Origin of the sequence: Rhizobium etli 8C-3, assembly GCF_001908375.1 — a bacterium.
Classification (GTDB): Bacteria; Pseudomonadota; Alphaproteobacteria; order Rhizobiales; family Rhizobiaceae; genus Rhizobium; species Rhizobium etli_B.
This window is the reverse complement of sequence record NZ_CP017241.1, coordinates 2,916,013-2,942,131: the sequence shown is the minus strand read 5'-3', so window position 1 is coordinate 2,942,131 and position 26,119 is coordinate 2,916,013. Positions and strand designations below refer to the sequence as shown.

Sequence of the window (26,119 nt, the reverse complement as noted above, 5' to 3'; positions counted from 1 at the left end):
TTCCGCCGGTTGCAGCCGGTATTGAGCGGACCTGAAGAATACAACATTAAATCGTATAAACTCGCTTCAATTTTAACGATCCGCTTAAGAAGCCGGCAGGAGTTGAGCTCTAATCAGATATCTCCGGGGACGCCGAGCTGGAGGTCGATTCTCATGAGGAGCTGGATTTTTCTCCAGGCTGAACTTGGCAATTTTCACCATCGCGGCACGATTTTCAGCTTTGCTCTGAAAATGAGTTTTGCCGCCGTTATCCTGTCGGTGCTGTTGATCCTCGCAGTGATGCCGCCGCTTGCCTTTTTCGGCGTGCTGCCGTTCACGCTCGCTCTCACGATCAGCTACAGCATTGCACTGTCCTGGCTTCTCAGTGGCGTTGTGTGCGGCATTCTTTCGCTGATCGTCGGCCATGCCATGTATCAGCTGACGCTATCGCGCGCAGAGTTCGAAAAACTCAGCCGCATCGATATGCTGTCCGGCCTCTTGAACCGCCGTGCCTTTGCCGAAGCGCTCGACAGCATCGATGACGGCGCCTCGCTGGTGATTTTCGACGTCGACCGTTTCAAGGCGATCAACGACCGTTTCGGCCACGCCTGCGGCGACGCTGTCATCATTGGCGTTTCCGCAATTCTCGCTTCGGCATTCGACGGTACCTCGGTCGTTGCGCGTCTCGGAGGCGAAGAGTTCGGCGTCATCGTTTCAGGCGGTGACCTCGAAGAACGGCTGCAGAGGATCGAAGCCGTGAAGACGCAGATTGCCCGACGGTCGATCGCCGCCGACGGCTGCGACATATCGATCACCATTTCGGGCGGTATCGCCGATCTTGTACCCGGGCGCAGCAAGGAGGCGGTCTACGCGTCCGCCGACAAGGCGCTTTATCTGGCAAAGGCGCTCGGCCGCAACCGCGTCGTTCACGAAAGGAACGCGCTGAACCACACATGGCATCATCATCTGGCCGAGAGCGGACTTGGCGTTCAGGGTGCAGTGCCGGATTACGACGATACGCAGCGCGCCTTTGGCATATAACAGCCCTTGCCAAAGCATTGGTGCTTGCGCTGCCAGGCGCTATTTTGCATGGTCTTGGTCTCACAGAAACGGACATCTCATGCAGCGCGTCACCTCCTATCTAACGGCCGGAACCCCGTCTTCCCATCCTGTCGGCAAAGTCGTCCTGCCGCATGATCTGAGGCATCTGCGCCGCAAGCTCCTGCATCTCGAAAACGGCGACATGGTTATGCTGGACCTGAAGGAGCCGGTGCTGTTTGCCAGCGGCGACATGCTGGTGCTTGAGGACGGCGAGCTCATCGAAATCCAGGCTGCGGACGAGAGGCTTTTCGAGATCAGGGGCCGGGATAGGCTGCATCTCATCGAGCTTGCCTGGCACCTCGGAAACCGCCACCTCAGCGCTCAGATCGAAGAAGAGCGCATCCTGATCCTGCGTGATCACGTGATCCGATCGATGCTCGAAGGGCTCGACGCGACGGTCAGCGAGGTCACCGAGCCTTTCCAGCCCGCCCGCGGCGCCTACCACTCACACGGCGGCCACTCACATGGACACGGCCACGCGCATGACTAAACTGCAATGAGGGTGAGCGGCGACCTGCAAGCCTTGCTGCGTCTCATGGCATGGCTCTCGCCGGCCTTTCCGATCGGCGCATTCGCCTATTCAGGCGGCCTTGAGCGCGCCGTCCATGACAGGCTTGTAACAGATGCAGCCTCGCTGGACGGATGGATCGAAACGCTCCTTTCTCATGGGAGCATCTGGAACGATGCCGTGCTCTTTGCAGCGAGCTGGCGGGGGCAATCGGATGCAGGAGAGCTTGCGCAGATTGGCGCGCTGGCAGAGGCCCTTGCCGGCTCGCGGGAGCGCCACCAGGAGACCACGCTGCTCGGTGATGCCTTTCTGGAGGCGGCACGCGCCTGGCCCGATACCGTCTTTGATCGTCTGCCACGGGCAATTGCCTATCCCGTTGCAGTCGGCGCCGTCGCCGGCGCACATGGCATCGAATTGCAAAAGGCGCTCGCAGCCTTCCTGCATGCCTATGTCTCGCAATCGGTCTCGGCGGGCATCCGGCTCGGCGTTGCCGGGCAGAAGGACGGCGCAGCTATCCTGGCGCGTCTCGAAGAGGCCGTTGCCGCGACCGCTCATCGTGCGTCCGGCTCGACGCTCGATGATCTGGGTTCGGCGGCAGTTCAGGCGGATATCGCCTCGCTGCGGCACGAGACGCAGACGACGAGGCTCTTCCGTTCCTGATCGGAGCATCTGCGCCATTTGCCGGTGGCAGCCCCGAAATCCAGGCGCTATCATCGGCCAAATTGGAGTGTGACATATGAAATCGAGAAACGGACCTCTTCGTGTGGGCATCGGCGGGCCTGTCGGCTCTGGAAAGACGGCGCTGACGGAGAAGCTCTGCAAGGCGATGCGTGACGACTATTCCATCGCCGTCGTCACCAATGACATCTACACGACCGAGGATGCCGAAGCGCTAATGCGCATGCAGGCGCTTCCGTCTGACCGTATCGTCGGTGTGGAAACCGGCGGGTGCCCGCATACGGCAATCCGCGAAGATGCGACGATCAATCTCCAGGCGATCGCTGGCCTGAACAACCGTATTCCGGACCTCGATGTGGTCTTCATCGAGTCCGGCGGCGACAATCTGGCAGCGACATTTTCGCCCGACCTGGCCGATATCACCATCTATGTGATCTCCGTCTGCCAGGGCGAGGAAATCCCCCGCAAGGGCGGGCCGGGCATCACAAGGTCGGACCTTTTGGTAATCAACAAGAAGGACCTTGCGCCCTATGTCGGCGCCGATCTCGACGTCATGGACCGCGATGCTGCACGCATGCGCGAGATGCGTCCTTTCGTCTTTTCCGACATGAAGCGGGGCGAGGGCATCGGCCCGATCGTCAGCTTCCTGAAGGAGCAGGGCGGGCTCTGAAAATTGAGGCGTTCCAGGTTCTGGTAGCTCCACATTGGCGACAGCGTTCGTCAGCCTCGCCGTCGTCCACGGGCACGAAAGGCTGTTTCCGGAAATTCCTGGCCAACTGAAAACTCGAATGCGCCGGTCGTGTCGATGTCCGGCGCGGCCTCGGGCTGGATTGGTAATGCGACATTGGCGCTTGCCTCGAACTCCCGCCATTGGCCCGAAGAATCAGGCTGCCGGAAAGCGACGTATCCGCCACCGGGTAAGCGACCGGGAAATCCGGCCTGAGCTCGGTCTTTGATCGATGGACCTGTTCCAATTTTTCGGACGTTGAAAGCTGGACGATGCGGTTGCCAGATGCCGCGCGGGCCCGCTGCGCAATCGAGCCGTTCTGGCTGAACATGGCGCGTGTATCCGGTGTTCTATCCGCAGGCGCCTTGCTGGCTGCTCGGTCAGGTCGACATGTGGAGAGACCAGAAGCCCGACGGCAATGGTCTGCAAGAGACCCGCTGCCAGAAAATCTTTGACATGAAACCCGCTCGCAACGGCTGCTGCACAAAGCTTACGCGGTTCCATTTCCACATCGATGAAAAGGCCAGGTCGCCCCGGCCTTTCAATGTTCACTGCAAGCCTACTCCGCTGCGAAAGGCGGCAGGCGGAGGACGTTCTTGTCGTTGGCATTGGCGCTCTTGCGTTTGCCTTCCGGGTTCTCGATCGCCTCCACCCGTTCGTTGAGAGCGCCGACGGCTTCCGTCAGTTCCTCTCTGGACATCGCCAGTTCCTCCTGGTCCTTCTTGCCGACGAGGCGGCCGAAGAGCCAGCCAAGCAGGAGCGAAAGGTCGTCCATGATCAGGAAGAAGGATGGCACGACGACGAGTGAGAGCACCGTCGAGACGATGATGCCGCCGATCACGGCGATCGCCATCGGCGCGCGGAACGAACCGCCTTCGCCGACGCCGAGTGCGGAGGGCAGCATGCCGGCGGACATGGCGATCGAGGTCATGATGATCGGCTGGGCGCGTTTGCGGCCGGCCTCCACCATAGCTTCGACGCGTGTCATGCCGTGACGGCGCATTTCGATTGCGAAGTCGACGAGCAGGATGGCGTTCTTCGTCACGATGCCCATCAGCATGAGGTTGCCGATCAGAACCGGCATCGAGAGCGGATTGTTGGTGATGATCAGAGCGACCGCCACGCCGCCGATTGCCAGCGGCAGCGAGAACAGGATGGTGAACGGCTGGATCACATCCTTGAACAGCAGGATCAGGACGGCCAGGACCAGCATCAGGCCCATCAGCATCGCGTTGACGAAGCTCTGCTGCATTTCCTTCTGAACCTTCGTGTCGCCGCTTTCGACAAGCTGCACGGTCGATGGGATATGAGTATCCTTGACAATCTGCAGGAAGCGAGCCGACGCCGTATCGAGAGCCACGCCCTGGGGCAGGTCCGAGCCGATCGCGACGACGCGATTTCGGTTGTTGCGCTTGATCGAGCTCGCGCCTTCGGCATAGTCGATGTCGGCAACGGTCGACAGTGGCACGATTGCTCCGCTCGCCGTCTGGATCTTCAGCGCCCGGATGGCCGCAAGGTTGCGCCGCATATCGATTGCCGTCTGAACGCGGATCGGGATCTGGCGGTCGTCGAGGTTGATCTTGGCAAGCGCCGCATCGATGTCGCCGATGGTGGCGACACGGATCGTATCGGAGATCTGCTGCGGCGTGATGCCGAGGCGGGCGGCCTGGTCCTTGCGCGGACGGACCTGCAGCTCCGGACGCGGCAGGGCGCCTTCGGCACTGACGTTTGCCAGCAGCGGTTCTGCACGCAGCTTCGATTCCAGAAGGCCGACAGCCTCGTTCAGATCCTTCTCGTTCTTGGACAGGAAGTTGAACGACAGGTCACGCTCGCCGCGGTCGTTGAGCTTCAGGATTCGAACGTCCGGGATATCCTTCACCCTGGCAAAGACTTCCTTTTCGATATCCCATTGCGGACGTTCGCGACCGTGAACCTCGACCTTCGGCAGATAGGGGCCGATGACCGGGATGGAGCCAAAGACATCGTTGATTACCCTCTTCACCAGCGAGTGGTCCAGCTTGAAGAGCGAAAGCGTGATCGTTGCACGGCGCAGTTCAAGGTCGCCCTTGGGGGATGCGCCGCCGAGAACGAAGACGCTTTCGACGCCGTTGATGTCCTTGACCTTGTTGTAGATCGCGTTGGACGTCTGTTCGGTGTCTTCGAGCGTTGCGTTCGGCGGCAGCTCGACAGAGAGTACGATGCGGGACGCGTCTTCCGGCGGCAGGAAGCTGCCCGGAACCTGGGCAAGAAGTGCTACCGAACCGATCAGGAAGGCGATTGCCGCAAACAGCGTCGCATATCGCGTCCACCAGCGGGCGGTCGTGGCGCGCACGAGACGCGTATAGCCGCGGAAGAAGAGGCCGTCATTGTCATGGTGGTCGTCTTGGCCGTCTTGCGCGCGCATCAGGTAGGCGGCCATCATCGGAGTGATAAGGCGCGCCACGACGAGCGAGAAGAACACCGAAAAGGCGACCGTCAGGCCGAACTGGATGAAGTACTGGCCAGGAATGCCCGGCATGAACGAGACCGGTACGAAGACGGCAATGATCGTGAACGTCGTGGCGATGACGGCGAGACCGATTTCGTCCGCCGCTTCGATCGCCGCCCGATAGGGCGTTTTGCCCATCTTGATGTGCCGGGCGATGTTTTCGATTTCCACGATCGCATCGTCGACGAGGATGCCTGTCGCGAGGGTGAGCGCCAGAAAGCTGACGAGGTTCAGCGAGAAGCCCATCAGGTCCATGATCCAGAAAGTCGGGATCGCGGACAGGGGGAGGGCGATCGCCGAAATCAGCGTTGCGCGCCAGTTCCGCAAAAACAGGAACACGACGACGACCGCCAGCAGCGAGCCCTCCATCAAGGTGTGGAGGGCAGCTTCGTAGTTGCCGTAGGTGAAGTAGACGGAATCGTTGATCAGCTCGATGCCGACGTTTGGATATTCCGCACGGACCTTGTCGAGGCTTTGCGCCACGGTTTCGGCGACGCTGACTTCGCTGGCGCCCTTGGAGCGGAAGACGCCGAAGGTAACGACGGGCGTGTCGTCGAAACGCGAGAATGACTTCGGTTCCTGATAGGTGTCTTTGATGGCGCCGAGTTCGGCGAGCTTGACGAAACGTCCGTTCGGCAGGGCGATGGTCGTATTGGCGAGCTCCGCCACGTTGCGGGCGTCGCCGAGAACGCGGATCGCCTGCTCGCTGCCTGCCACCTGGCCACGTCCTGAGCCGAGGTCGACGTTGGTTCCGTGCAACTGCCTGTTCACGCTGTCGGCGGTGATGCCGTAGGCGTTCAGCTTGTCCGGGTTGAGTTCGATGCGGACTTCGCGATCGGCACCGCCATAGCGGTCAACGCGGCCGATGCCGGCCTGACCTTGGAGTGCGCGCTTGATCGTATCGTCGACGAACCAGGAAAGTTCCTCAAGCGTCATGTCTGGCGAGGAGACGGCAAAGGTCTGGATCGCCTGGCCTTCGACATCGACCTTGGCGACGATCGGTTCCTCGACATTGGCCGGAAGGTCGCTGCGGATGCGGTCGATCGCGTCTTTGGTGTCCTGGACCGCCTGCTCCGTCGGCACTTCCATGCGGAACATCACGTTGGTTTGCGACTGACCGTCGGTGACCGTGGACTGGATTTCGTCGATGCCGTTGATCGAGGCGACGGCGTCTTCGATCTCCTTGGTCACTTGCATTTCGAGTTCGGCAGGCGAAGCGCCGCTCTGCGCCACGGTGATTGAGACGAGCGGCACGTCGATGTTCGGGAAGCGCGTGATCGGCAGCTTGTTGAAGGACTGAATGCCGACAAAAAGCAGCAGTGCGAAAAGCAGCAGCGGGGCTACGGGATTTCGGATGGACCAGGCTGAAAAGTTCATCGGGCCGTCTCTCAGTTGGAAGCAGCGGGCTGTTCACGAACCGGCGTAATGCGGTCGCCGTCGCGGACATAAGCACCGGCCTTGGCAACGACTTCCTCGCCGTCCTTCAGGCCCTTCACAATCTCAATATAGGCGCCGTCCTGGATGCCGGTTTCCACTTCAGCGAATTTCACGACCCCGTCTTCGACCTTGCGGGCAGACGAACCTTCGCTGCTCGTCAGGACTGCCGAAAGCGGCAAGGCCACGTTCTCGGTGGTCTTCATGATGATCTCGGCGCTGCCGTACATGCCCGAACGCGCCTTGCTGTCATCATCGATGAGGATATGGACGAAGCCGAGGCGGGTGGTCGAATCGACCGTTGGCGAAACGAGGCGCACCGAACCCGTAAGCTTGTCGCGGCTGCCGGCAAGTGAGATCGTCGCCTTCTGGCCCGGCTCGATCTTGATGATATCGCTCTCGCCGACTTCGGCCACCAGCTCGATATCGTCGTCACGAATGACGGTGAAGAGTGGATCGCCCGAACCCAGCGCGATCGCGCCGACCTTGGCGTTCTTTGCCGAAACCGTGCCTGCGACTGGCGTCCTCACATCGGTGCGGGCGAGCCTCAAATCCGTGTCGGCGATCTGGCTGTCGACAACCTTGAGGTCCGCCTGGGCGACTGCGATGGCCTGCTCGGCGGACTTCACACGGGCGTTGGCAGAAGCGGCAGCGGCATCCGCCTGTTCCACCGTGGCAGTGGAAACCGTGCCCTTCTTGCCCATTTCCTGCGCGCGGGCCTGCTGCTGGCGGGCCTGCTCGGCGTTCGCCTCCGCTTCGACCAGTTGTGCCCGCAACTGGGCAAGCGTTGCTTCGCCTTTCGCCTTGGTTGCCACCATCTGGCTCTTTTGCAAGAGCAGGGCGTCGTCGTTCAGCGTTGCAAGCGTGCTGTCTGCTGCAACCTTGTCGCCGACATCGGCATTCAACGCGCGGATCGAAAGACCCTCCACCTGCGGCTGGATGTAGACTTCCTCGACAGGCTTCACGGTGCCGGTGGCAACGACACGGTCGACGAGCGTGCGCGTTTTGGCGGTGGTCACGACGATCGCCGGCAGGTTCTGCTGCGGTTTCGTGGTTGCCGTTTCCTGCGCGAAAGCGGGAGTTAGCGCGAGCGCGGCGATCAAAAGTGAGGAGGCGCGTAGTGTAGTCAGCGTGCGTGCCATGCGTCGTGATCCAAATTGTCTGACATAGTCTGCCAAAATCGCGCGTCGTCCCTCAGCTCGCGAACTGGCCATTTCGTCTCTGTGTTCTCAGAGGCATTCCCGCATTGTTTGCCGTCTCTATTACAGAGAAGTCACTCCTCCGGCAAATCCGGCTTGTACTTGGTACCGATTTGCTCGATGCGCAAGACCGGCAGAAAATAATTCCCTTATCCGAACATATTAATTGCCGTTTACGTCCAGATCAATCACCGCATGGTTATGTGGTCATTCCGATGATTGATCGCAGCCGTATGTTCTTATGACGTGCGAAAGTCTGCCGATGCGACATGGTCGCTGATTTTTTTGAACGAACGCTAAAAACCGAAAACGCGCGAGGCTTTCCCGCGCGTTTCGGTTTCGCTGGAATTACTTCGCAGCCGCCTCGGTAATTTCGTGCGTCCAGGCCCCGGACGGCTCCTTGTTGATGATCTTCTGGTCGAGAAGAGCCTTGGCCGTGCGATCGTAGAGCGCCGGGTCGAGCTTGCCGGTGCCGTCGCCGATCAGCTTGGCGACCTCGCCCATCATGCGCTTCTGGTGGTTCTCGTCCTGGCCGCCGGCATCGACGACGATCTCGGCTGCTTCATCCGGATTTTCGGTCGAGTATTTCCAGCCCTTCATCGAAGCTCTCACGAACTTGACCATCTTTTCCTTGAAGGCCGGGTCCTTGAGCTTGTCCTCCATCGCATAGAGGCCGTCTTCGAGAAGGTCGTTGCCCATTTCCGTATAGTTGAAGACGATCAGCTCTTCCGGCTTGAAGCCCGCATCGATTGCCTGCCAGTATTCATTGTAGGTCATGACCGAGATGCAGTCCGCCTGCTTCTGCAAGAGCGGCTGCACGTCGAAGCTCTGCTTGAGGACGGTCACGCCATCCGGGCCGCCGTCGGTCTTGAGGCCGAGCTTGTTCATCCAGGCGAAGAACGGATATTCGTTTCCGAAGAACCAGACGCCGAGGGTGCGGCCCTTGAAGTCGGCTTCGGACTTGATCGGGCCGTCCTTGCGGCAGATCATCTCCATGCCCGACTTCTGGAAGGGCTGGGCGATATTGACGAGCGGTACGCCCTTTTCGCGGGCAACCAGCGCACCGCCCATCCAGTCGACGATCACGTCGGCGCCGCCGCCGGCAATGACCTGCTCGGGTGCGATGTCAGGACCGCCCGGCTTGATGTCGACGTCGAGGCCCTCTTCCTCGTAGTAGCCTTTCTCCTTGGCGACGTAATAACCGGCAAACTGGCTCTGCGTGACCCATTTCAGCTGCAGCGTCACCTTGTCGGCGGCCATTGCATGGGCAGCCGCAAGCGACATTGCGCTTGCCATCATTGCAACCATCAGTTTTTTCATTTTTCTTTTCCCTCTGAAGTTATGCCCATCCCATTTGCGGGAATAAAGCGACGTCTAGCCACCACGGATAGACGGATGCCAGAAAGTCACCGCCCTTTCGGCGAGGGCGACGGCCCCATAGAAGATCGAGCCCGCCAACGCCGCAACGGCGATTTCGGCCCAGACCATGTCGACATTCATGCGCCCGATCTCGGTGGAGATGCGGAAGCCCATTCCGACGATCGGCGTTCCGAAGAATTCCGCAACGATGGCACCAATCAGCGCCAGCGTCGAGTTGATCTTCAGCGCATTGAAAATGAAAGGCATGGCTGCGGGAAGCCGGAGCTTCAGCAGCGTCTGCCAGTAGTTCGAGGCATAGGTGCGCATGAGGTCGCGCTCCATGCTGCCGGACGCGGAAAGGCCCGCGACGGTGTTTACCAGCATCGGGAAGAAGGTCATGATAATGACGACTGCAGCCTTCGACGGCCAGTCGAAGCCGAACCACATGACCATGATCGGCGCCACGCCGATGATCGGCAGCGCCGAGACCATGTTGCCGATCGGCAGCAGGCCGCGGCGCAGGAACGCCACGCGATCGGCCAGAATCGCGACGACGAAGCCGCTGGCACAGCCAACGGCGTAGCCGATCAGCACGGCCTTGAAGATCGTCTGCCGAATATCTTCGCCGAGGATCGTCAGCGATCCGGCGATGCGTGCGCCAATAGCGCTTGGCGGCGGTAGGAGCACGAAGGGAATGCCCGCCCCGCGGGTTGCCGTTTCCCAAAGAATCAGGATCCAGGCGCCGAAGATCGCAGGGATCAGCAGACGCAGGAACGACGCTTTGAAATTGGAGGCGGGCTGTAGCTCGCAAAGTACGGTGACGCAGCGCCAGGCGAGCAGCCAGCAGGCGGCGATCAGAAAGAAGAACGACTTCGCCGCCATGCCTTCGTTGCCGGCAATGCCGGCAAGCAGCATCCAGGCGGCGCCATGGGTGCCGATCAGCAGAACGGTCGCGGAATAGAGACGCGGCAGAGGCGCTGCCGAAATGAGCGCGGATGCAGCGACGATGACGACGACAAGTGTCACCGTCTCGCCGCTGAAGGGGCGGGGGGCGGCTTGGTCGAGGAGCGGCAGCCAGAGCAGTGCCGCGGCGCAGAGAAAAAGAGCGATCAATGCCTGCCAGGAGACATTCAGCATCTTCATGCCGGCCTCCCACCCATGGCGCGATCGACGATCTTAGACACCAGGCCGACAATCGCAACGAGCATGGCCGCCAGCACGGAGCCTGCCACGAGTGCCGCCCAGATATCGATCGTCTGGCTGTAATAGGAGCCCGCCAGCAGCTTCGAACCGATGCCGGCGACCGCGCCTGTCGGAAGTTCTCCGACGATTGCGCCGACGAGGCTTGCGGCAATCGCCACTTTCATCGACGTGAAGAGGAAAGGGATCGAGGCCGGGACGCGCAGCTTCCAGAAGGTTTGCAATGCGGTCGCGTTATAGGTGCGCATCAGGTCGAGATGCATGATCTCGGGCGAGCGCAGACCTTTCACCATTCCGACCGCGACGGGGAAGAAGGAGAGATAGGTCGAGATCAGCGCCTTCGGGATCAGGCCGGTAATGTTGATCGCGCCGAGCACGACAATGACCATCGGCGCGATCGCAAGGATCGGCACCGTCTGCGATGCGATGATCCACGGCATCAGGCTGCGGTCGAGCGTCTTGATATGCACGATGCCGACGGCGATCGCGATGCCGAGCAGGGTTCCAAGCCCAAAGCCGAGAACCGTCGAGGACAGTGTTACGCCGGCGTGGTAGACGAGGCTGCGATTGCTGGAGAGTTTTCTAAGGAACGTATTCTCGAAGACATTGATCGCCACCTGATGCGGTGCCGGCAGGATCGGCTTGGGCTGCGAGAGCGTCTTTTCGACGAATTCCATTGCCGTGGAGGTGACGTTGCCGCGCTGGTCCATGTCCCGCTGGAACGATGCGTTCATGAGGATCGCTGCAGCATACCAGACGGCGATGAGCGCCAGCAGGATCGTCAGGACGGGAATGAATTTGTCCTTGAGGGTATCGGGTTTCATAGGCCTGCCCTCCTACTCCTCATAGCTATGCCCCGCCCTTAGCCCTTCACGCACGCGGTGGGCGATTTTCAGGAATTCCGCAGTTTCGCGGATGCCAAGGGGGCGCTCGGCCGGCAGCGTGGAGTCGATGACGTCGGTGACGCGGCCGGGGCGCGGGGACATGACGACGATCTTCGTGGAAAGGTAGACGGCTTCGGGGATCGAGTGGGTGACGAAGCAGATTGTCTTGTTGGTGCGCGCCCAAAGCTTCAAAAGCTCCTCGTTGAGGTGGTCGCGGACGATTTCGTCGAGTGCGCCGAAAGGCTCGTCCATCAACAGCAGGTCGGCGTCGAAAGCGAGTGCGCGGGCGATCGAGGCACGCTGCTGCATGCCGCCGGAAAGCTGCCAGGGAAATTTCTTCTCGAAGCCGGAGAGGTTGACGAGATCCAGTGCCTCGGCGATGCGCTTCTTCTGGTCGGCGGCGGCGTAACTCATGATCTCTAGGGGGAGCGCGATGTTCTTCTCGATCGTCCTCCAGGGATAGAGCGCCGGCGCCTGGAAGACGTAGCCATAGGCGCGCGCCTTGCGGGCATCGTCCGGTGTCATGCCGTTGACGGTGATCTCGCCTGAGGTCTTCTTCTCCAGATCGGCGATGACGCGCAGGAAGGTCGTCTTGCCACAGCCGGACGGGCCGATGAAAGAAACGAAATCGCCCTTGCGGACATCGAGATTGACATCGCTCAGCGCATGCACCGGCCCGTCATTCGTCTGGTAGGTGAGACAGAGATCCTTTGCGGATACGACGGATGCTTGCATCGATGCTTTACCAGTCCTGTTTTCCCCGCGTCGCCGCGGTTTGCGTGCTATGATGATGGCCGGTTTTCGTTGCCGCGGCAAAATTCATGGAGAATGACGATGGACGCGAAGTCAAAGCCCACCTGCCACATCATTCGCCCCAACCACGCCTACAGCGGCAAGCAGGGGCTGAGCTACTTTGAAGGCATTGCAGCCGAAACGGTCGGCGCGAAGGGCATCTGCATGCATCTTCTGACGATCCCACCGGGCGTGCGCGCCAAGGCGCATCTGCACGAGGCGCATGAAACGGCGATCTACATGCTCTCCGGTGAAGCACACACCTGGTATGGCGACGAGCTGGAGCATCATGTCGTCATCCATGCCGGCGAGCTGTTTTACATTCCGGAGGGTGTCCCGCACCTGCCGGCGAACCTTAGCAGCACGCCTTGCACCGCGATCATCGCGCGGACAGATCCCAACGAGCAGGAAAGTGTCGTGCTGCTGCCGGAACTGGATCGATTGGTGGAGGGGTGAAAAATCCTCCCCTCGGCCCTTCCGGGCATCTCCCCTGCCAAAAGGGAGATCGGATGGAGGACGCTCGTCGATCCCGGTCAAAGCGCCAGGCGTATTGTGCCGTTCAACGACGGTGATGTGGCAGCCGCGTCGTCCCGATCTTCCTTTTGGTGGAGGAGATCTCACAAAAAGGCAGAAGGGGGTATTTCGCACGCTCGACATCCCTTCCGATCACACGCCGCTTGCCGGAATGCCGGTGCGCTCGACCTTGCGCGGCGCGGTGACTTCCTTCCAGGTCGACAGCGCCTTGCTGACGGCGGTGACCGGTTGGCGCTTGATGAACTCGCCATGACCCTGGCGGGTCTTGATCGTGTCTTCTTCAATGGCAACGACGCCGCGCGTCAGAGTAAATCGCGGCAGTCCGGTGACCTGCTTGCCTTCGAAGACGTTGTAGTCGATCGCCGACTGCTGGTTTTTCGCGGTGATGGTCTTTGCGCGCTTCGGGTCCCAGACGACGAGATCGGCGTCGGCACCAACGAGGATTGCGCCCTTCTTCGGATAGATGTTGAGGATCTTGGCGATGTTCGTCGAGGTCACGGCCACGAATTCGTTCATCGTCAGCCGGCCGGTATTGATGCCATAGGTCCAGAGCATCGGCATGCGGTCTTCAAGGCCGCCGGTGCCGTTCGGGATCTTGGTGAAGTCGCCGACGCCGAAACGCTTCTGGTCGGTCGTAAAAGCGCAATGGTCGGTGGCGACGACCTGCAGCGAGCCGGAGGCAAGGCCGGCCCAGAGGCTATCTTGATGCTGCTTGTTGCGGAAGGGCGGTGACATGACACGGCGGGCGGCGTGATCCCAGTCCTTGTTGAAATATTCCGTCTCGTCGAGCGTCAGGTGCTGGATGAGCGGTTCGCCATAGGCGCGGATGCCTTTCTGGCGGGCGCGGCGGATCGCTTCATGCGCCTGTTCGCAGGAGGTGTGGACGATGTAGACCGGGCAGCCGGCCATGTCGGCAATCATGATGGCGCGATTGGTCGCCTCGCCTTCTACTTCCGGCGGCCGGGAATAGGCGTGGGCTTCCGGGCCGTTGTTGCCTTCGGCCATGAGCTTTGCCTGCAATTGCGCGACAACGTCGCCGTTTTCGGCGTGGACCAGCGGCAGCGCGCCGAGTTCGGCGCAGCGCCGGAAGGAGGAATACATCTCGTCGTCGTCCACCATCAGCGCACCCTTGTAGGCCATGAAATGCTTGAAGGTGTTGATGCCCTTGTCCTGGACGACGGCCTTCATTTCATTGAAGACCTGCTCGCTCCACCAGGTGATCGCCATATGGAAGGAATAGTCGCAGTTGGCGCGGGTCGATTTGTTATCCCACATCGTCAGCGCTTCAAGTAGCGACTGGCCAGGCGAGGGCAGGGCGAAGTCGACCACCATCGTCGTGCCGCCGGAAAGGGCCGCGCGGGTGCCGCTTTCGAAATCGTCGGAGGAGTAGGTGCCCATGAACGGCATCTCGAGATGCGTGTGCGGGTCGATGCCGCCCGGCATCACGAAGCAGCCGGAGGCATCCAGCGTCTCATTGGCCGAAAGGTTAGGGCCGATCTCGACGATCCTGCCGCCTTCGATCTTCACATCCGCCGTATAGGTGAGGTCGGCCGTGACGATGGTTCCGCCCTTGATGACTGTGCTCATTCTCAAAACTCCCTGGCGCTGCGCGGTGCCTGCGCAAGCTGTTTATCCAATGACTGGCGGTAGCGGATGCAGCCGCGCATGAACTGGGGCCAATCCGGCACGATCTGGCCACCGGCAGGTGAATCCGGTAGAAGCGCCCACATGTCGGGGTGATGCCAACAGAGCGCGTGCATGGACGTATCCCGGTGGGTGCGGATCGCATGACGCATGGCGCGCGCTGCCGAAAGCAGTTGCCTGTGCGTCATGGTGTTCAGATCGGCATCCGGATCGGCCGTCATCGGACGATCTCCGCCGTCTCGGCCACGGCATGGAACAGCACGTCCGCACCGGCGGTCGCCCATTCCTTGGAAATTTCCTCCGCCTCGTTGTGCGACAAGCCGCCGACGCAGGGGCACATGATCATCGTCGTCGGCGCGACCTTGGCAGCCCAGCAGGCGTCGTGGCCGGCCCCGGAGATGAGGTTCATGTGGCTGTAGCCGAGCCTTTCGGCGGCATCGCGCACGGCAGTGACAAGCTTCGGATCGAAGGTCACCGGTTCGAAATGGCCGATCGCCTCGATCGAACAGCCGACGCCAAGCGCATCGGCGATCTTCGGCGCTTCGGCCTCGATCTTGGCGCGCATGCGGTCGAGCTTTTCCTTGTCGGGCGAGCGGATGTCGACGGTGAAGATCACCTTGCCAGGCAGCACGTTGCGCGAGTTCGGCGAGAAGAACACCTGGCCGACGCCGCCGACAGCGCCCGGCTGCTCGCTCATGGCGACCTCTTGTACCATCTCGAAAATGCGCGCCATGGCAAGCCCGGCATTGACGCGCATGTTCATCGGCGTCGAGCCGGTATGGGCCTCCCTGCCGGTCAGCGTGAATTCCAGCCACCAGAGGCCCTGACAGTGGGTAACGACACCGATCTGCTTCTCCTCGGCCTCGAGGATCGGACCCTGCTCGATGTGATACTCGAAATAGGCGTGCATCTTGCGCGCGCCGACTTCTTCGTCGCCGAGCCAGCCAATGCGCTTCAGCTCGTCGCCGAACGTCTTGCCCTCGGGATCCTTGCGGCCATAGGCATAGTCAAGCGTGTGAACGCCGGCGAAGACGCCGGAGGCAAGCATGGCCGGGGCGAAACGGGCCCCTTCCTCATTGGTCCAGTTGGTGACGACGATCGGGTGCTTCGTCCTGATGCCGAGGTCGTTCAATGTGCGGACGACTTCGAGCGCGCCGAGCACGCCGAGCACGCCATCATATTTGCCGCCGGTCGGCTGGGTATCGAGATGCGAGCCGACATAAACGGGGAGCGCATCGGGATCCGTGCCTGGACGAGTTGCAAACATCGTGCCCATTTTGTCGACGCCGACGGAAAGGCCTGCAGATTCACACCAAGTGCGGAACAGGCTGCGGCCCTCGGCATCGGAGTCCGTCAGCGTCTGGCGGTTATTGCCTCCGGCAATTCCGGGGCCGATCTTTGCCATCTCCATCAGACTGTCCCAGAGACGGTCTCCGTTGACGCGCATATTCTCGCCTGGTGCTGCCACCATGTCTGATATCCTCACCTGTTTTTTTACGGGTCATGCAAAGAACATGCGCCGTCCGTTCCCATCGTCAATTCCCGCGCGCTTGTTTGTTTTGTTGCGCCGGAAAATCGCCAGTTGCCTTTGGTTTGCATCTGACAGATAATTTGACCGATTGGTAAACATTACAGCTTCCCGCGCCGGGCTCAAGACGAAAATCAGGAAAAATTCAGACAAAATTGCAGGGAGTTGCTCAAAAGGACGGCAGAGGGGCCGTTTGACAGAAACAATTGAATTTCAAGGGGAAACGAGAGCCAGATGGCCATTCCGAGAGCAGCGAAGACCCAGCGGCGCACGCGGATCCAGGAGGAAAAGGAAGAGCAGATTCTGGAAGCTGCGCTCGATGTGTTTTCCGCCAGGGGTTTCCGCGGCTCGACGATCGACCAGATCGCGGAGGTGGCCGGCATGTCGAAGCCGAACCTGCTCTATTACTTCCGTACCAAGGAGGCGATGCACCGGGCGCTGATCGACCGGGTGCTCTATACCTGGCTTGAGCCGCTTCGCGCCTTCGATGCCGAGGGCAATCCGGAAACCGAAATCCGCAGCTATATTCGCCGCAAGCTGGAATTGGCGCGCGACTTTCCTCGCGAAAGCCGGCTGTTTGCAAACGAGGTGCTGCAGGGCGCGCCGCATATCGAAGACGAGCTGAAGGGTCCGCTGAAGCAGCTCGTCGATGAGAAGGCCGAGGTCATCCGCGCCTGGGCGAAGGCCGGCAAGATCGCCAAATGCGACCCCTACCATCTGATCTTTTCGATCTGGTCGACAACGCAGCATTATGCCGACTTCGACGTCCAGGTGCGCGCCGTGCTCGGACAGGAGCATGCCGGGGCAGGGCGCTTCGAGGATGCTGCGCGCTTCCTCGAGCAGCTCTTCATCGGCGGACTGATCGTTCGCCCGGCCTGACCGTCTCGTCAGTGATGCGGCTGTTTACCGGGTTAGGCGGCGAATGGCTTCGAGCGTCACGCGGATGGTCTCCGCGACATGGCGTTCGGCCGCGGAAAAAGGCAGCGATCGTCCGCGCATCAGCTCAGACCATGCCTGGAAGCTCTTGTGGGGTGCAAGGGCTTGGCTGTCGGCGTCGTGCTCTGCTGGCCCTGACGAAGCCCAATGCACGCTTCCCAGGATTTCCTGGCGGAAGAACACGATGTAATCACGCGGCGGCTGCGAGGTCGCAATGGCCATCACTCCGGCGACGTCGCCATTCGGTTCCGCCTCGGGCCAGAGTTCGGCAACACGATCGGTCACGAATACATGGCCGGATGCCATGCCGTTCAGCCTATCGATCAGCGCAGAGAATTTCTGCTGAGAGGGAGCGAGCCCTGTCAGCGCCGTGCGCCCGCCGATCCAGACGCCGATGCCATCTGCGGGAACAGCGCCGGCGAGCGCTTCGGCCAGCCAGGCCGGATCATGGGGCAGAGCGGTATTTTCCACAACGGCGCCCAACAGCCGCTCGACGATCTTTCGCGCCCCGTTTTCGAATTCCAGCGCCAGCCGGCACAGCCGGGTTTCGAGCCGCGAGGCGAACATCCGGGCGAAGAGTTCGGCCGTCAAGCGCCGTTCGACGGAAAGCAGGCGGGCAGCATAATGATGGCAGGCAAACAGGCCCCAGAGCCTGCCATCCACGACGATCGGAACCGAAAACGAGGCGGCGACACCCATATCCTTCAAATAGTCGGTGTGGCCCGACGGAACCGAACGCAAGATCGATAAGGAAAGATCGATCGCCCGGCCGTGCTCGTCGAGTTCCGGCACGACCGGAACCGGTGCGGCATCGACGTCAGGGATGATGCGGAAGAGATTGCGGGCATGGAAGGTGCGCTCCTGGGCCGCAATGTCGGTGGGCGGAAAGTGAAGGCCAAGCAGGGACCCTATCCCTGATCTCGCGGCTTCCGCCACGATTTCGCCGGACCCTTCGTCATCGAAGCGGCAGACCATCACGCGGTCGAAGCCGGTAATGGCGCGCGCTTGCCGGGCGCTCTCGCGGAAAAAGGCCTCCAGACCCGGCGCCTGGTCGATGCGCGCCATCATTGCGGGCATCGACAGCGTCGGGCCGCCATGGCCCTCGCGCTGCGACGGCTCGGCCTCGATGACGATCCCAGCTTCGGTGCAGTAAAGAGCCACGTCGAAAATGGGGCCGCCTTCGGCAAAGGCGATGCCGGACAGCCGCTCGAACATGACCGGACCTCGGATGACGGTCAGTCGGTTGCGGATCGCGTGCAGCGTCCTGGGCATGATGATGCCGGAGAGTGGCTGGCGAAGCGCGTGTTCGCAGCTCACGCCCAGAAACTCTTCCAGATTGGCCGACGCGCGCACGATTTTCCAGTCGGGGGAAGCTGCAAGCAGGAAACCGAAGGGCTGGATGGCGGCATGTTGAAGGACAACTCCCCCGTCGCAATTCGTCAGTTCGGCACCATTGCAGGCTTTGCTCACGAGACAGGAGACTCCGGTTCCGATACCCATTTGGGCGTGACAAGGAAAGGGATATACGGCGCAGACGCACACTTTCCAGAGAATCCACCAAAATTCAGAGGGTTCCAGGACTTTTTTCGCTAACTCATGAGACCCGGCAGCTTTGCGGCCAAGGTGTCGATCACGAGCCGAACCTTCGGCTGCATTGCAGGCGACTTTACCCAGACGACATTGGCGTCAAAGGCGACAGCCGGAATATCCGTCAAGACCCGACGAAGCTCGCCGGATGCAACGCGATCCCGCACGAGCCAGCATGGTAGCCAGGCAAGGCCGACGCCTTGTGCCGCGGCGTCGGCGATTGTGGCAAGATCGTCGAGCCGCAGCCGCGATCGCGGCAATACCTGCCGCAGGGGTTCGGCGTTTGTCGGGAATATCCAGGTGCGGTTTCGATCCTGCCTCCCATAGACGATGCCATGATGGACCTCGAGGTCCTCGAGCTTGCTTGGGATGCCGCAGCGTTCGAGGTAGCCCGGAGAGGCGCAAACAGTCATGCGCTGCTTCGCGATGACGCGCACCATCAGGCCGGGATAATCCCCGAGAGGGCCGTTGCGCACGGCAAGGTCGAAACCGTCGTCGACCAGATCGACGATGCGGTCGTTGAAGGAAAGATCAAGTTCGAGATGCGGATGTTCGTCGAGCAGTTTGATGAGTATCGGTGCCACACACTGGCGCCCGAAAAGAACCGGCATTGTGATGCGCAGGCGCCCCCGCACCTCCCGCTTGCCGCTTTCCAGAAGCGCTTCGCCACGCGTGATCTCCTCCACTGCCCGCAAACAGTGCTCGTAAAAGAACTGGCCTTCCTCCGTCAGGCTCTGCGCTCTGGTCGTGCGGTGAAACAGGCGCACGCCAAGCCTCTGTTCCAGCCGTGCGATCGTCTTTCCCACGGCTGAGCGCGTCAAATGAAGGCGCTCGGCGGCCTTGGAAAAACCGCCAGCTTCCGCGACCTCGACAAACACCGATATGCCTTTGAGCTGTTCCATGATTGTATCCTTTAGAGAAACAGTTTGTGGAATTAATAACGCAACTGTCGCTTAAATTTCAACGATATGCTTCGGCTCAGTCAACCGAATGGAGTGAGAAGAATGTTGGCAAAGCAATGGGCGATCGACGAAGTCGGACCGACGAACCTGATGGTGCGTGAAGCGGCTGTCGAAGAAGCGACCGGCAACAAGGTTCTGGTCCGTGCCGAGGCGGTATCGCTGAACTATCGCGACAAGCTGGTGCTCGAAACCGGCATGGGTCTGCCGCTGCAGTTTCCGTTCGTTCCGGGATCCGACCTTGCCGGCGTGGTCGAAGCTGTCGGTCCCGGAGTCACGCGATTCAAGCCGGGCGACCGCGTCATCACGACCTTTCATCCTGGGCGCATCAACGGGCCAGGCCTCGGCGATGCCCGCCACCCGCCCTACAAGACACTCGGCGGATATTATCCGGGCGTGATCTGCCAGTATGTGACCTTTTGCGAGGACTGGTTCGTTCACGCGCCCAAGACGCTCGATGCCGTTGAAGCGAGCACGCTGCCGTGCGCCGGTCTGACGGCGTGGTTTGCCCTTGTCGAACTCGGCAGGCTGAAGGCCGGCGACAAGGTGCTCATTCAGGGAACCGGAGGGGTAGCGCTCTTCGGTCTTCAACTTGCCAAGGTGCACGGTGCCGAAGTCATCATCACCTCGGCAAATGCCGAAAAGCTCGAGCGCGCCCGTGCTCTCGGCGCCGATCATGCGATCGGCAGGGAGAATTGGGCCGAAAGGGTCCTCGAACTGACGCAGGATTACGGCGCCGACCATATTTTTGAGATCGCAGCCGGCGCCAATTTCGGCCAGTCCCTAAAGGCTGTGGCGGTTAACGGCCGGATTTCGGTGATCGGTGTCATGGACGGCTTCGAGCTATCTGCGCCGATGCAATCGTTGCTATTGAAATCGCCGACGGTACAAGGCCTTAGTGTGGGAGACCGCCGCGCGCTGGAGGACCTTGTCCGCGCCGTCGATCGCACCAGCCTGAAGCCGGTGATCGACAAGCGCTACAGCTTCGACGAACTGCCGCAGGCCCTTCAACACCTCGATCGCGGCCCCTTCGGAAAGATCGTCATCGGTTTTTGAGCGGGATCTGCTCCCGTCAGAGTATTCTGGCGGAAGCGGCGGCTACAGCCACTTCGCCCGGCGGAACAAGGCGAAGAGTGTCACGCACAGGGTTGCGATCACGCCCAGCACGATGAAATAGCCGTACCGGAAGTTCAGTTCCGGCATTTCATTGAAATTCATCCCGTAGATACCGGCGATCGCCGTCGGAACAGCAAGGATCGCCGCCCAGGAGGCGAGCTTTCGGGCAATCGCCGTCTGTTCGGTCTGGCCGATCATCACGCTGGCTTCAAAGGCGAAGGCGAGGACTTCACGCAGCGCGTCGATATCCTCCTGCACCCGGCGCACATGGTCGGTGACGTCGCGAAACAGCGATTGAAGCGTCGAGTCCATACCCGGAAGGTCGATATGCTCATAGCGGCGACAGACGTCCACGAGCGGTACGACCGCATTGCGCAGCCGCAAAAGCTTACGCCGCAGCAGGTAGAGGCGCTCGATGTCAACTTTCGTAAGCTGCTCGCGCAACATCAGGTCTTCGAGCGTCTCGACCTCCTCCTGCACGACTTCGATCACCGGCATGTAGTTGTCGACGATGAAGTCGAGGATGGAATAGAGAATGTAGTTCTCCCCATGAGCGAGCGCCGCCGGCGTCGCCTCGCACCGCTGCCGCACCGAAAGGTAAGAGGACGACGCGCCGTGGCGCACGGAAACGACATAGCCCCGGCCGACGAAAAGATGGGTTTCGCCGAAGACGATTTCGCCGTCCTTCATGTGGGCGGTACGGGCAACGATGAACATGGCGTCGCCGTAAATTTCCAGCTTCGGGCGCTGATGCGGCTGGGCGGCATCCTCGATCGCCAGTGGGTGGAGATTGAACTCGGCCTGCACCTGGTGCAGCAGCATCTCGTCCGGCTCGTGCAAGCCGATCCAGACGACTGCATTGTCGTGCCTTCGCCATTCGCCGGCCTCTTCTATGCGGATATCGCGGATGCGCTGTCCCTGCTGGTAAACGGCAGCTGCCACGACACCCGCACGAGCAGAGGGCGACGATGCCGGCGCAACTGCGCCGGCTTTCCCGCGAGGGGAGGTGCTGTTCAGATTTTCGTTTCGCTCCAAAACCACCTGTTCCTCCCACTGCGGCACGCAAGGAACCATAGCCCCATTTTGCGAAATGTGCATCGGCGTTAAAGGAGGTCCGTCACTGCGCGGCCATTGCGGCTTCACCACCGGCAAAGGCGAAGCCCTCGTCAGCCCAGCCGGTCATGCCGCCGATCATGACCTTGACGGAGAGGCCGAGCCGCGCCAGGCGCAGCGCCGCCTTGTCGGTTCCGTTGCAATGGGGCCCGGCGCAATAGACGACGAAGAGCGTATCGGCCGGCCACTGCGACATGCGGTGGGCGGTCATCTTTCCGTGGGGCAGGTTGATCGCCCCCGGCAGATGCGATGAGGAAAAGAGCGCCGGGGACCGAACGTCGATCAGGACGAAATCGGCCTTGCCCGAGGAAATGGAGGCCTGGACGTCCCAGCAGTCCGTCTCGAAGGCGAGCTTGCGGGCGTAGTAGGCGGCGGTCTCTTCCGGAGAAGCGGCGGGTATATCGCTGACGGGGCTTGGCATCGGTATGCTTTCTGGGTTCGAGTTGCAGCCGACCATCGCCGATGTTATGGCATGGTGAAATTGGCTTTAATGACGGTTAGCGTAAAGATCATGCCAAATTCACTCAGACGTCCCCGTGTCGTCGTGCTTGCCTATGACGGGCTATGCACTTTCGAATTCGGCATTGCCTACGAAGTCTTCGGCCTTCCGCGTCCGGAAATGGGCGAGGGCTGGTATCATTATTCGGTCTGCGGCGTCGAGCCGGGGCCGCTGCGTGCTGCGGGCGGATTGACTGTTTTGGTCGATCGCGGCCTGGAGGTTCTGGCCGAAGCCGATCTCATCGTCGTGCCGGGCTGGCGGTCGATCGATGCACCGGTGCCGGAGCCGTTGATCGATGCACTGCGTCAGGCTCATGAGCGCGGCGCCCGTATCATGTCGCTCTGCTCCGGCGTTGCCGTGCTTGCCGCGTCCGGTCTTTTGAGCGGCCGGCGCGCGACGACGCATTGGCGCTATGTCGCCGCGCTCGCAGCGCGCTATCGGCAAACTGCGTTCGATGCGAATGTTCTCTACATGGACGAGGGCAGCATCCTGACGGCCGCGGGCAGTGCGGCCGGCATAGATCTCTGCTTGCACGTCGTGCGCGGTGATTTTGGTGCAGAGGCCGCAAACAGTGTGGCGCGACGTCTGGTGCTTCCGCCGCATCGCGAAGGGGGGCAGGCGCAATTCATCAGCGCCCCCGTGCTCGAAGAGCGGGAGGGAATGCGGCTCGGACCACTGCTTGAATGGATGCGCGAGCGACTGGACGAGGAGCAGTCGATCAGCCTGCTGGCGCAAAGAGCGGGCATGAGCTTGCGCACCTTTCAGCGCCGCTTCGAAAAGACGACGGGCCTCAGCGTCGGCAACTGGCTGCTCAAAGAGCGGCTTCGCCGGGCCCGCGATCTCCTGGAAAGGGAAGTCGCCGCATCGCTTGACGACATCGCCGTCGCCAGCGGCTTCGGCACGCTGGCGACGATGCGGCATCATTTCCGCAAGCGGCTTGGGACAAGCCCGAGCGCCTACAGGAAGTCGTTCGGGGTGTAGTGCGGTCTTTTGTTGCGCGGATCGCGCCAAATCGATGCCCCTAACCTGCGGGAAGAGGGGCGCATCATCCTCAAGGTCGAGCCCAAACGGCATACTTCACCGTCTGAGAGGAAAGAGCGGCAGCCGGATGAGGGCATTGCCGCAGGCTTGGGGCCGCTGCCGTCTTTTACTCTGCCGCCTGTCTTGCCATCGGATTGTTCGGGTGGGTCGTCCAGTTGGCGTAATTCGGATCGACCAGGCGGCCCGTGCGCTTGTCAAGCGTACCGGCGGGCAGGGCCTCCATGGTGATGCAGTTTTCGACCGGGCAGACGTTGACGCAAAGATTGCAGCCAACGCATTCCTCTTCCATCACCTCGAAGTGGCGCATGCCGTTGACGAACTGCGTGATTGCCTGATGCGAGGTGTCCTCGCAGGCGATGTGACAACGGCCGCATTTGATGCAGGCATCCTGGTCGATCTTCGCCTTGGCGACATAGTTGAGGTTCAGATACTGCCAGTCGGATACGTTTGCAACGGCGCGGCCGGTGATATCGTCGAGCGACCTGTGGCCCTTGGCGTCCATCCAGTCGGAGAGTCCGGTGATCATCTCCTGCACGATCTTGAAGCCATAGGTCATGGCCGCGGTGCAGACCTGCACGTTGCCGGCGCCGAGCGCCAGGAACTCGGCAGCATCGCGCCAGGTGGTCACGCCGCCGATACCGGAGATCGGCAGGCCGTATGTTTCCGGATCGCGGGCGATCTCGGCCACCATGTTGAGCGCAATCGGCTTCACCGCCGGGCCGCAATAGCCGCCATGGCTGCCGCGGCCATCGATCGACGGTTCAGGAGAAAATGTGTCGAGATTGACCGCGGTGATCGAGTTGATCGTGTTGATCAGAGAGACGGCGTCCGTACCGCCGGCCCTGGCGGCACGTGCCGGCTTGCGGATGTCGGTGATGTTCGGCGTCAGCTTGGTGATGACCGGCATGCGGGTATACTGCTTGCACCAGCGCACGACCATCTCGATGTATTCCGGCACCTGCCCGACCGCGGAGCCCATGCCGCGCTCGGACATGCCGTGAGGACAGCCGAAATTGAGTTCGATGCCGTCGGCGCCGGTCTCCTCCACGAGCGGCAGGATCGCCTTCCAGGCATCTTCCTCGCAAGGAACCATGATCGAGGCGATCAGGGCGCGGTCCGGCCAGTTCATCTTCACCTGCTTCATTTCGCGCAGGTTGGTGTAAAGGTCGCGGTCGGTAATCAGCTCGATATTGTTGAGACCCAGCAGGCGGCGGTCGGCTCCCCAGATCGCGCCGTAGCGCGGGCCGTTGACGTTGACGACGGGCGGGCCTTCTTCGCCCAGCGTCTTCCAGACGACGCCGCCCCAGCCCGCCTTGAAGGCGCGCTCGACGTTATATGCCTTGTCGGTCGGCGGCGCAGAGGCGAGCCAGAACGGGTTGGGCGACTTGATGCCGACGAAATTGTTGCGGAGATCAGCCATTGTTCATTCTCCTCACGCGACGGCGGCGGCTGGCTGCGCACCGGCAGCAAGCACACGGTTGATGGATTCGGCAGCATCACGGCCATGCGCGACGGCAGATACGGTCAGGTCATCGCCGCCGAAGACGCAGTCGCCTCCCGCCCAGACGCCGTCGAGCGAGGTGCGGCCTTCGCCGTCGATTGCGATCCGTCCCGATTCCATGCGCAGCGAACCAAGACCGGATGCTTCAAAGGTCTGGCCGATCGCCTTGAAGATTTGATCGGCGGCGATGACGCCGGTTTCGCCGGTGGTGACGAGACGCCCGTCGACGAGCCTGGTATATTCCACCTCGATCGCGGCGACCTTGCCGTCCTGCGACAGGATGGACTTCGGCGCCAGCCAGTGGCGGATGATGACACCCTTTGACGTTGCGAGGTCCTGCTCGAACTCCGAGGCGTTCATATGCTCCTTGCCCCGGCGGTAGCAAATCGTCACTTCTTCGGCGCCTAGCAGTTTTGCCTGAACGGCCGCATCGATAGCGGTCATCCCGCCGCCGAGAACGACGACACGGCGGCCGATGGCAACATCGGCCTTGTTCGCCGCTTGACGCAGACCGGCGATGAAATCGACCGCGTCTTCGACACCCGGCAGGTTCTCACCATCGACGCGCAAGGCATTGACACCGGCAAGGCCGATGCCGAGGAAGACGGCGTCGTACTGGGACTGCAGATCGGCAAGCGAGAAATCATGGCCAAGCTGCTGGCCGTGGCGGACTTCGATACCGCCGACCGACAGCACGTAATCCACTTCCTTCTGGGCAAAGCCGTCGACTGTTTTGTAGGTGGCGATGCCATATTCGTTCAGGCCTCCGGATTTCGACCTGCTGTCATAGATGACGACGTCGTGGCCCTTCACCGCAAGACGGTGAGCGGCGGCAAGGCCGGCCGGTCCGGCGCCAATAATTGCGATCCTCTTGCCGGTCGAGGCAGCGCGTTCATAAAACTGCCTGTCAGCCTGAATGGCCATATCAGTGGCGTAACGCTGAAGGCGGCCGATCTCGACGGGCTTCTCCTCTGCGGTGTTGCGCACGCAGGCCTGTTCGCAGAGCTCTTCGGTGGGACAGACGCGGGCGCACATGCCACCCAGGATGTTCTGGTCAAAGATCGTCTTGGCCGAACCTATCGGGTTGCCGGTTGCGATCTGGCGGATGAACAGCGGGATGTCGATGGAGGTGGGACAGGCCGTCATGCACGGCGCATCATAGCAAAAATAGCAACGGTCGGCGGCGACCAGCGCCTCATGATTGTCGAGGCGCGGATGCAGATCGGAAAAGTTAGTTTCATACTCGGCGCCCGAGAGCCGGCCGGAATGAATCCCAGTTTCCAGTCGTTCCATTGAAGTTCCCTCATTATTG

23 protein-coding genes are annotated in these 26,119 nt (G+C 61.2%); 8 read left to right on the top strand and 15 right to left on the bottom strand.

From position 1 onward, the window contains the following. Positions 1-153: 153 nt before the first annotated feature. From AM571_RS14745 to ureG, 4 genes are all read left to right on the top strand, one after another. Positions 154-1,020, top strand: coding sequence for a GGDEF domain-containing protein (locus tag AM571_RS14745; protein WP_074062049.1), 867 nt, complete (start codon positions 154-156; stop codon positions 1,018-1,020). 79 nt (positions 1,021-1,099) lie between these two features. Beyond that, positions 1,100-1,570 (top strand): urease accessory protein UreE, encoded by a 471-nt coding sequence (ureE, locus tag AM571_RS14740; protein WP_074062048.1) that lies wholly within the window; start codon positions 1,100-1,102, stop codon positions 1,568-1,570. A 6-nt stretch (positions 1,571-1,576) separates the two neighbouring features. After that, positions 1,577-2,248: an urease accessory protein UreF gene (locus AM571_RS14735; protein ID WP_074062047.1), complete on the top strand. Its 672-nt coding sequence runs from the start codon at positions 1,577-1,579 to the stop codon at positions 2,246-2,248. 76 nt (positions 2,249-2,324) lie between these two features. Continuing rightward, complete coding sequence (gene ureG / locus AM571_RS14730; protein ID WP_074062046.1) at positions 2,325-2,936, top strand: urease accessory protein UreG; 612 nt, start codon at positions 2,325-2,327, stop codon at positions 2,934-2,936. Between the two features lie 616 nt (positions 2,937-3,552). On the opposite strand, the gene AM571_RS14725 is transcribed toward ureG, so the two are convergent. The 6 genes from AM571_RS14725 to AM571_RS14700 all read right to left on the bottom strand — a co-directional run bounded on the left by AM571_RS14725 (position 3,553) and on the right by AM571_RS14700 (position 12,292). Beyond that, complete coding sequence (locus tag AM571_RS14725; protein ID WP_074062045.1) at positions 3,553-6,858, bottom strand: efflux RND transporter permease subunit; 3,306 nt, start codon at positions 6,856-6,858, stop codon at positions 3,553-3,555. An 11-nt stretch (positions 6,859-6,869) separates the two neighbouring features. Beyond that, complete coding sequence (locus AM571_RS14720) at positions 6,870-8,057, bottom strand: efflux RND transporter periplasmic adaptor subunit (RefSeq protein ID WP_074062044.1); 1,188 nt, start codon at positions 8,055-8,057, stop codon at positions 6,870-6,872. A gap of 405 nt (positions 8,058-8,462) precedes the next feature. Continuing rightward, complete coding sequence (locus tag AM571_RS14715) at positions 8,463-9,434, bottom strand: ABC transporter substrate-binding protein (RefSeq protein ID WP_074062043.1); 972 nt, start codon at positions 9,432-9,434, stop codon at positions 8,463-8,465. Positions 9,435-9,488: 54 nt separating this feature from the next. Beyond that, positions 9,489-10,616: an ABC transporter permease gene (locus AM571_RS14710; RefSeq protein WP_074062042.1), complete on the bottom strand. Its 1,128-nt coding sequence runs from the start codon at positions 10,614-10,616 to the stop codon at positions 9,489-9,491. Next, on the bottom strand, positions 10,613-11,497 hold the full coding sequence (locus tag AM571_RS14705; RefSeq protein ID WP_074062041.1) for an ABC transporter permease: 885 nt from the start codon (positions 11,495-11,497) through the stop codon (positions 10,613-10,615). The genes AM571_RS14710 and AM571_RS14705 overlap by 4 nt, the downstream gene beginning before the upstream one ends. Positions 11,498-11,509: 12 nt before the next feature. Next, complete coding sequence (locus AM571_RS14700; RefSeq protein WP_074062040.1) at positions 11,510-12,292, bottom strand: ABC transporter ATP-binding protein; 783 nt, start codon at positions 12,290-12,292, stop codon at positions 11,510-11,512. Between the two features lie 99 nt (positions 12,293-12,391). Between AM571_RS14700 and AM571_RS14695 the strand changes: the two genes are divergently transcribed. Beyond that, positions 12,392-12,805 carry a cupin domain-containing protein gene (locus AM571_RS14695; protein ID WP_074062039.1) on the top strand — a complete coding sequence of 138 codons (414 nt, stop codon included), beginning with the start codon at positions 12,392-12,394 and terminating at the stop codon, positions 12,803-12,805. Between the two features lie 210 nt (positions 12,806-13,015). Here the strand turns inward: AM571_RS14695 and hydA are convergent, their stop codons facing one another. The 3 genes from hydA to AM571_RS14680 are packed head-to-tail and all read right to left on the bottom strand — an operon-like array spanning position 13,016 to position 15,998. Next, complete coding sequence (gene hydA / locus AM571_RS14690) at positions 13,016-14,470, bottom strand: dihydropyrimidinase (protein WP_074062038.1); 1,455 nt, start codon at positions 14,468-14,470, stop codon at positions 13,016-13,018. Positions 14,471-14,472: 2 nt separating this feature from the next. Further along, positions 14,473-14,748, bottom strand: coding sequence for a hypothetical protein (locus AM571_RS14685; RefSeq protein WP_074062037.1), 276 nt, complete (start codon positions 14,746-14,748; stop codon positions 14,473-14,475). Further along, positions 14,745-15,998 carry a Zn-dependent hydrolase gene (locus tag AM571_RS14680; RefSeq protein WP_074062036.1) on the bottom strand — a complete coding sequence of 418 codons (1,254 nt, stop codon included), beginning with the start codon at positions 15,996-15,998 and terminating at the stop codon, positions 14,745-14,747. The genes AM571_RS14685 and AM571_RS14680 overlap by 4 nt, the downstream gene beginning before the upstream one ends. 291 nt (positions 15,999-16,289) lie before the next feature. Here AM571_RS14680 and AM571_RS14675 point away from each other — a divergent pair, with 291 nt between their 5' ends. Beyond that, positions 16,290-16,934 (top strand): TetR family transcriptional regulator C-terminal domain-containing protein, encoded by a 645-nt coding sequence (locus AM571_RS14675; RefSeq protein ID WP_074062035.1) that lies wholly within the window; start codon positions 16,290-16,292, stop codon positions 16,932-16,934. Positions 16,935-16,958: 24 nt separating this feature from the next. Here the strand turns inward: AM571_RS14675 and AM571_RS14670 are convergent, their stop codons facing one another. Beyond that, the gene (locus AM571_RS14670) at positions 16,959-18,461 is read right to left on the bottom strand and encodes a GAF domain-containing protein (RefSeq protein WP_074062034.1); all 1,503 of its coding nucleotides are present in this window, start codon (positions 18,459-18,461) and stop codon (positions 16,959-16,961) included. A 119-nt stretch (positions 18,462-18,580) separates the two neighbouring features. Further along, positions 18,581-19,480 (bottom strand): LysR family transcriptional regulator, encoded by a 900-nt coding sequence (locus tag AM571_RS14665; protein WP_074062033.1) that lies wholly within the window; start codon positions 19,478-19,480, stop codon positions 18,581-18,583. A gap of 102 nt (positions 19,481-19,582) precedes the next feature. On the opposite strand from AM571_RS14665, the gene AM571_RS14660 reads away from it, so the two are divergent. Continuing rightward, positions 19,583-20,593: a zinc-dependent alcohol dehydrogenase family protein gene (locus AM571_RS14660; RefSeq protein WP_074062032.1), complete on the top strand. Its 1,011-nt coding sequence runs from the start codon at positions 19,583-19,585 to the stop codon at positions 20,591-20,593. 42 nt (positions 20,594-20,635) lie between these two features. On the opposite strand, the gene AM571_RS14655 is transcribed toward AM571_RS14660, so the two are convergent. Next, a complete protein-coding gene (locus AM571_RS14655; RefSeq protein WP_074063261.1) occupies positions 20,636-21,688 on the bottom strand; it encodes a magnesium and cobalt transport protein CorA in 1,053 nt (350 codons plus the stop codon). Positions 21,689-21,770: 82 nt separating this feature from the next. Next, a complete protein-coding gene (locus AM571_RS14650; RefSeq protein WP_074062031.1) occupies positions 21,771-22,187 on the bottom strand; it encodes a rhodanese-like domain-containing protein in 417 nt (138 codons plus the stop codon). 69 nt (positions 22,188-22,256) lie between these two features. Between AM571_RS14650 and ftrA the strand changes: the two genes are divergently transcribed. Beyond that, complete coding sequence (gene ftrA, locus AM571_RS14645) at positions 22,257-23,246, top strand: transcriptional regulator FtrA (protein ID WP_074062030.1); 990 nt, start codon at positions 22,257-22,259, stop codon at positions 23,244-23,246. 166 nt (positions 23,247-23,412) lie between these two features. Here the strand turns inward: ftrA and preA are convergent, their stop codons facing one another. Then, complete coding sequence (preA, locus tag AM571_RS14640) at positions 23,413-24,726, bottom strand: NAD-dependent dihydropyrimidine dehydrogenase subunit PreA (protein WP_074062029.1); 1,314 nt, start codon at positions 24,724-24,726, stop codon at positions 23,413-23,415. 12 nt (positions 24,727-24,738) lie between these two features. Continuing rightward, complete coding sequence (locus tag AM571_RS14635) at positions 24,739-26,100, bottom strand: NAD(P)-dependent oxidoreductase (protein WP_074062028.1); 1,362 nt, start codon at positions 26,098-26,100, stop codon at positions 24,739-24,741. Positions 26,101-26,119 lie beyond the last annotated feature (19 nt).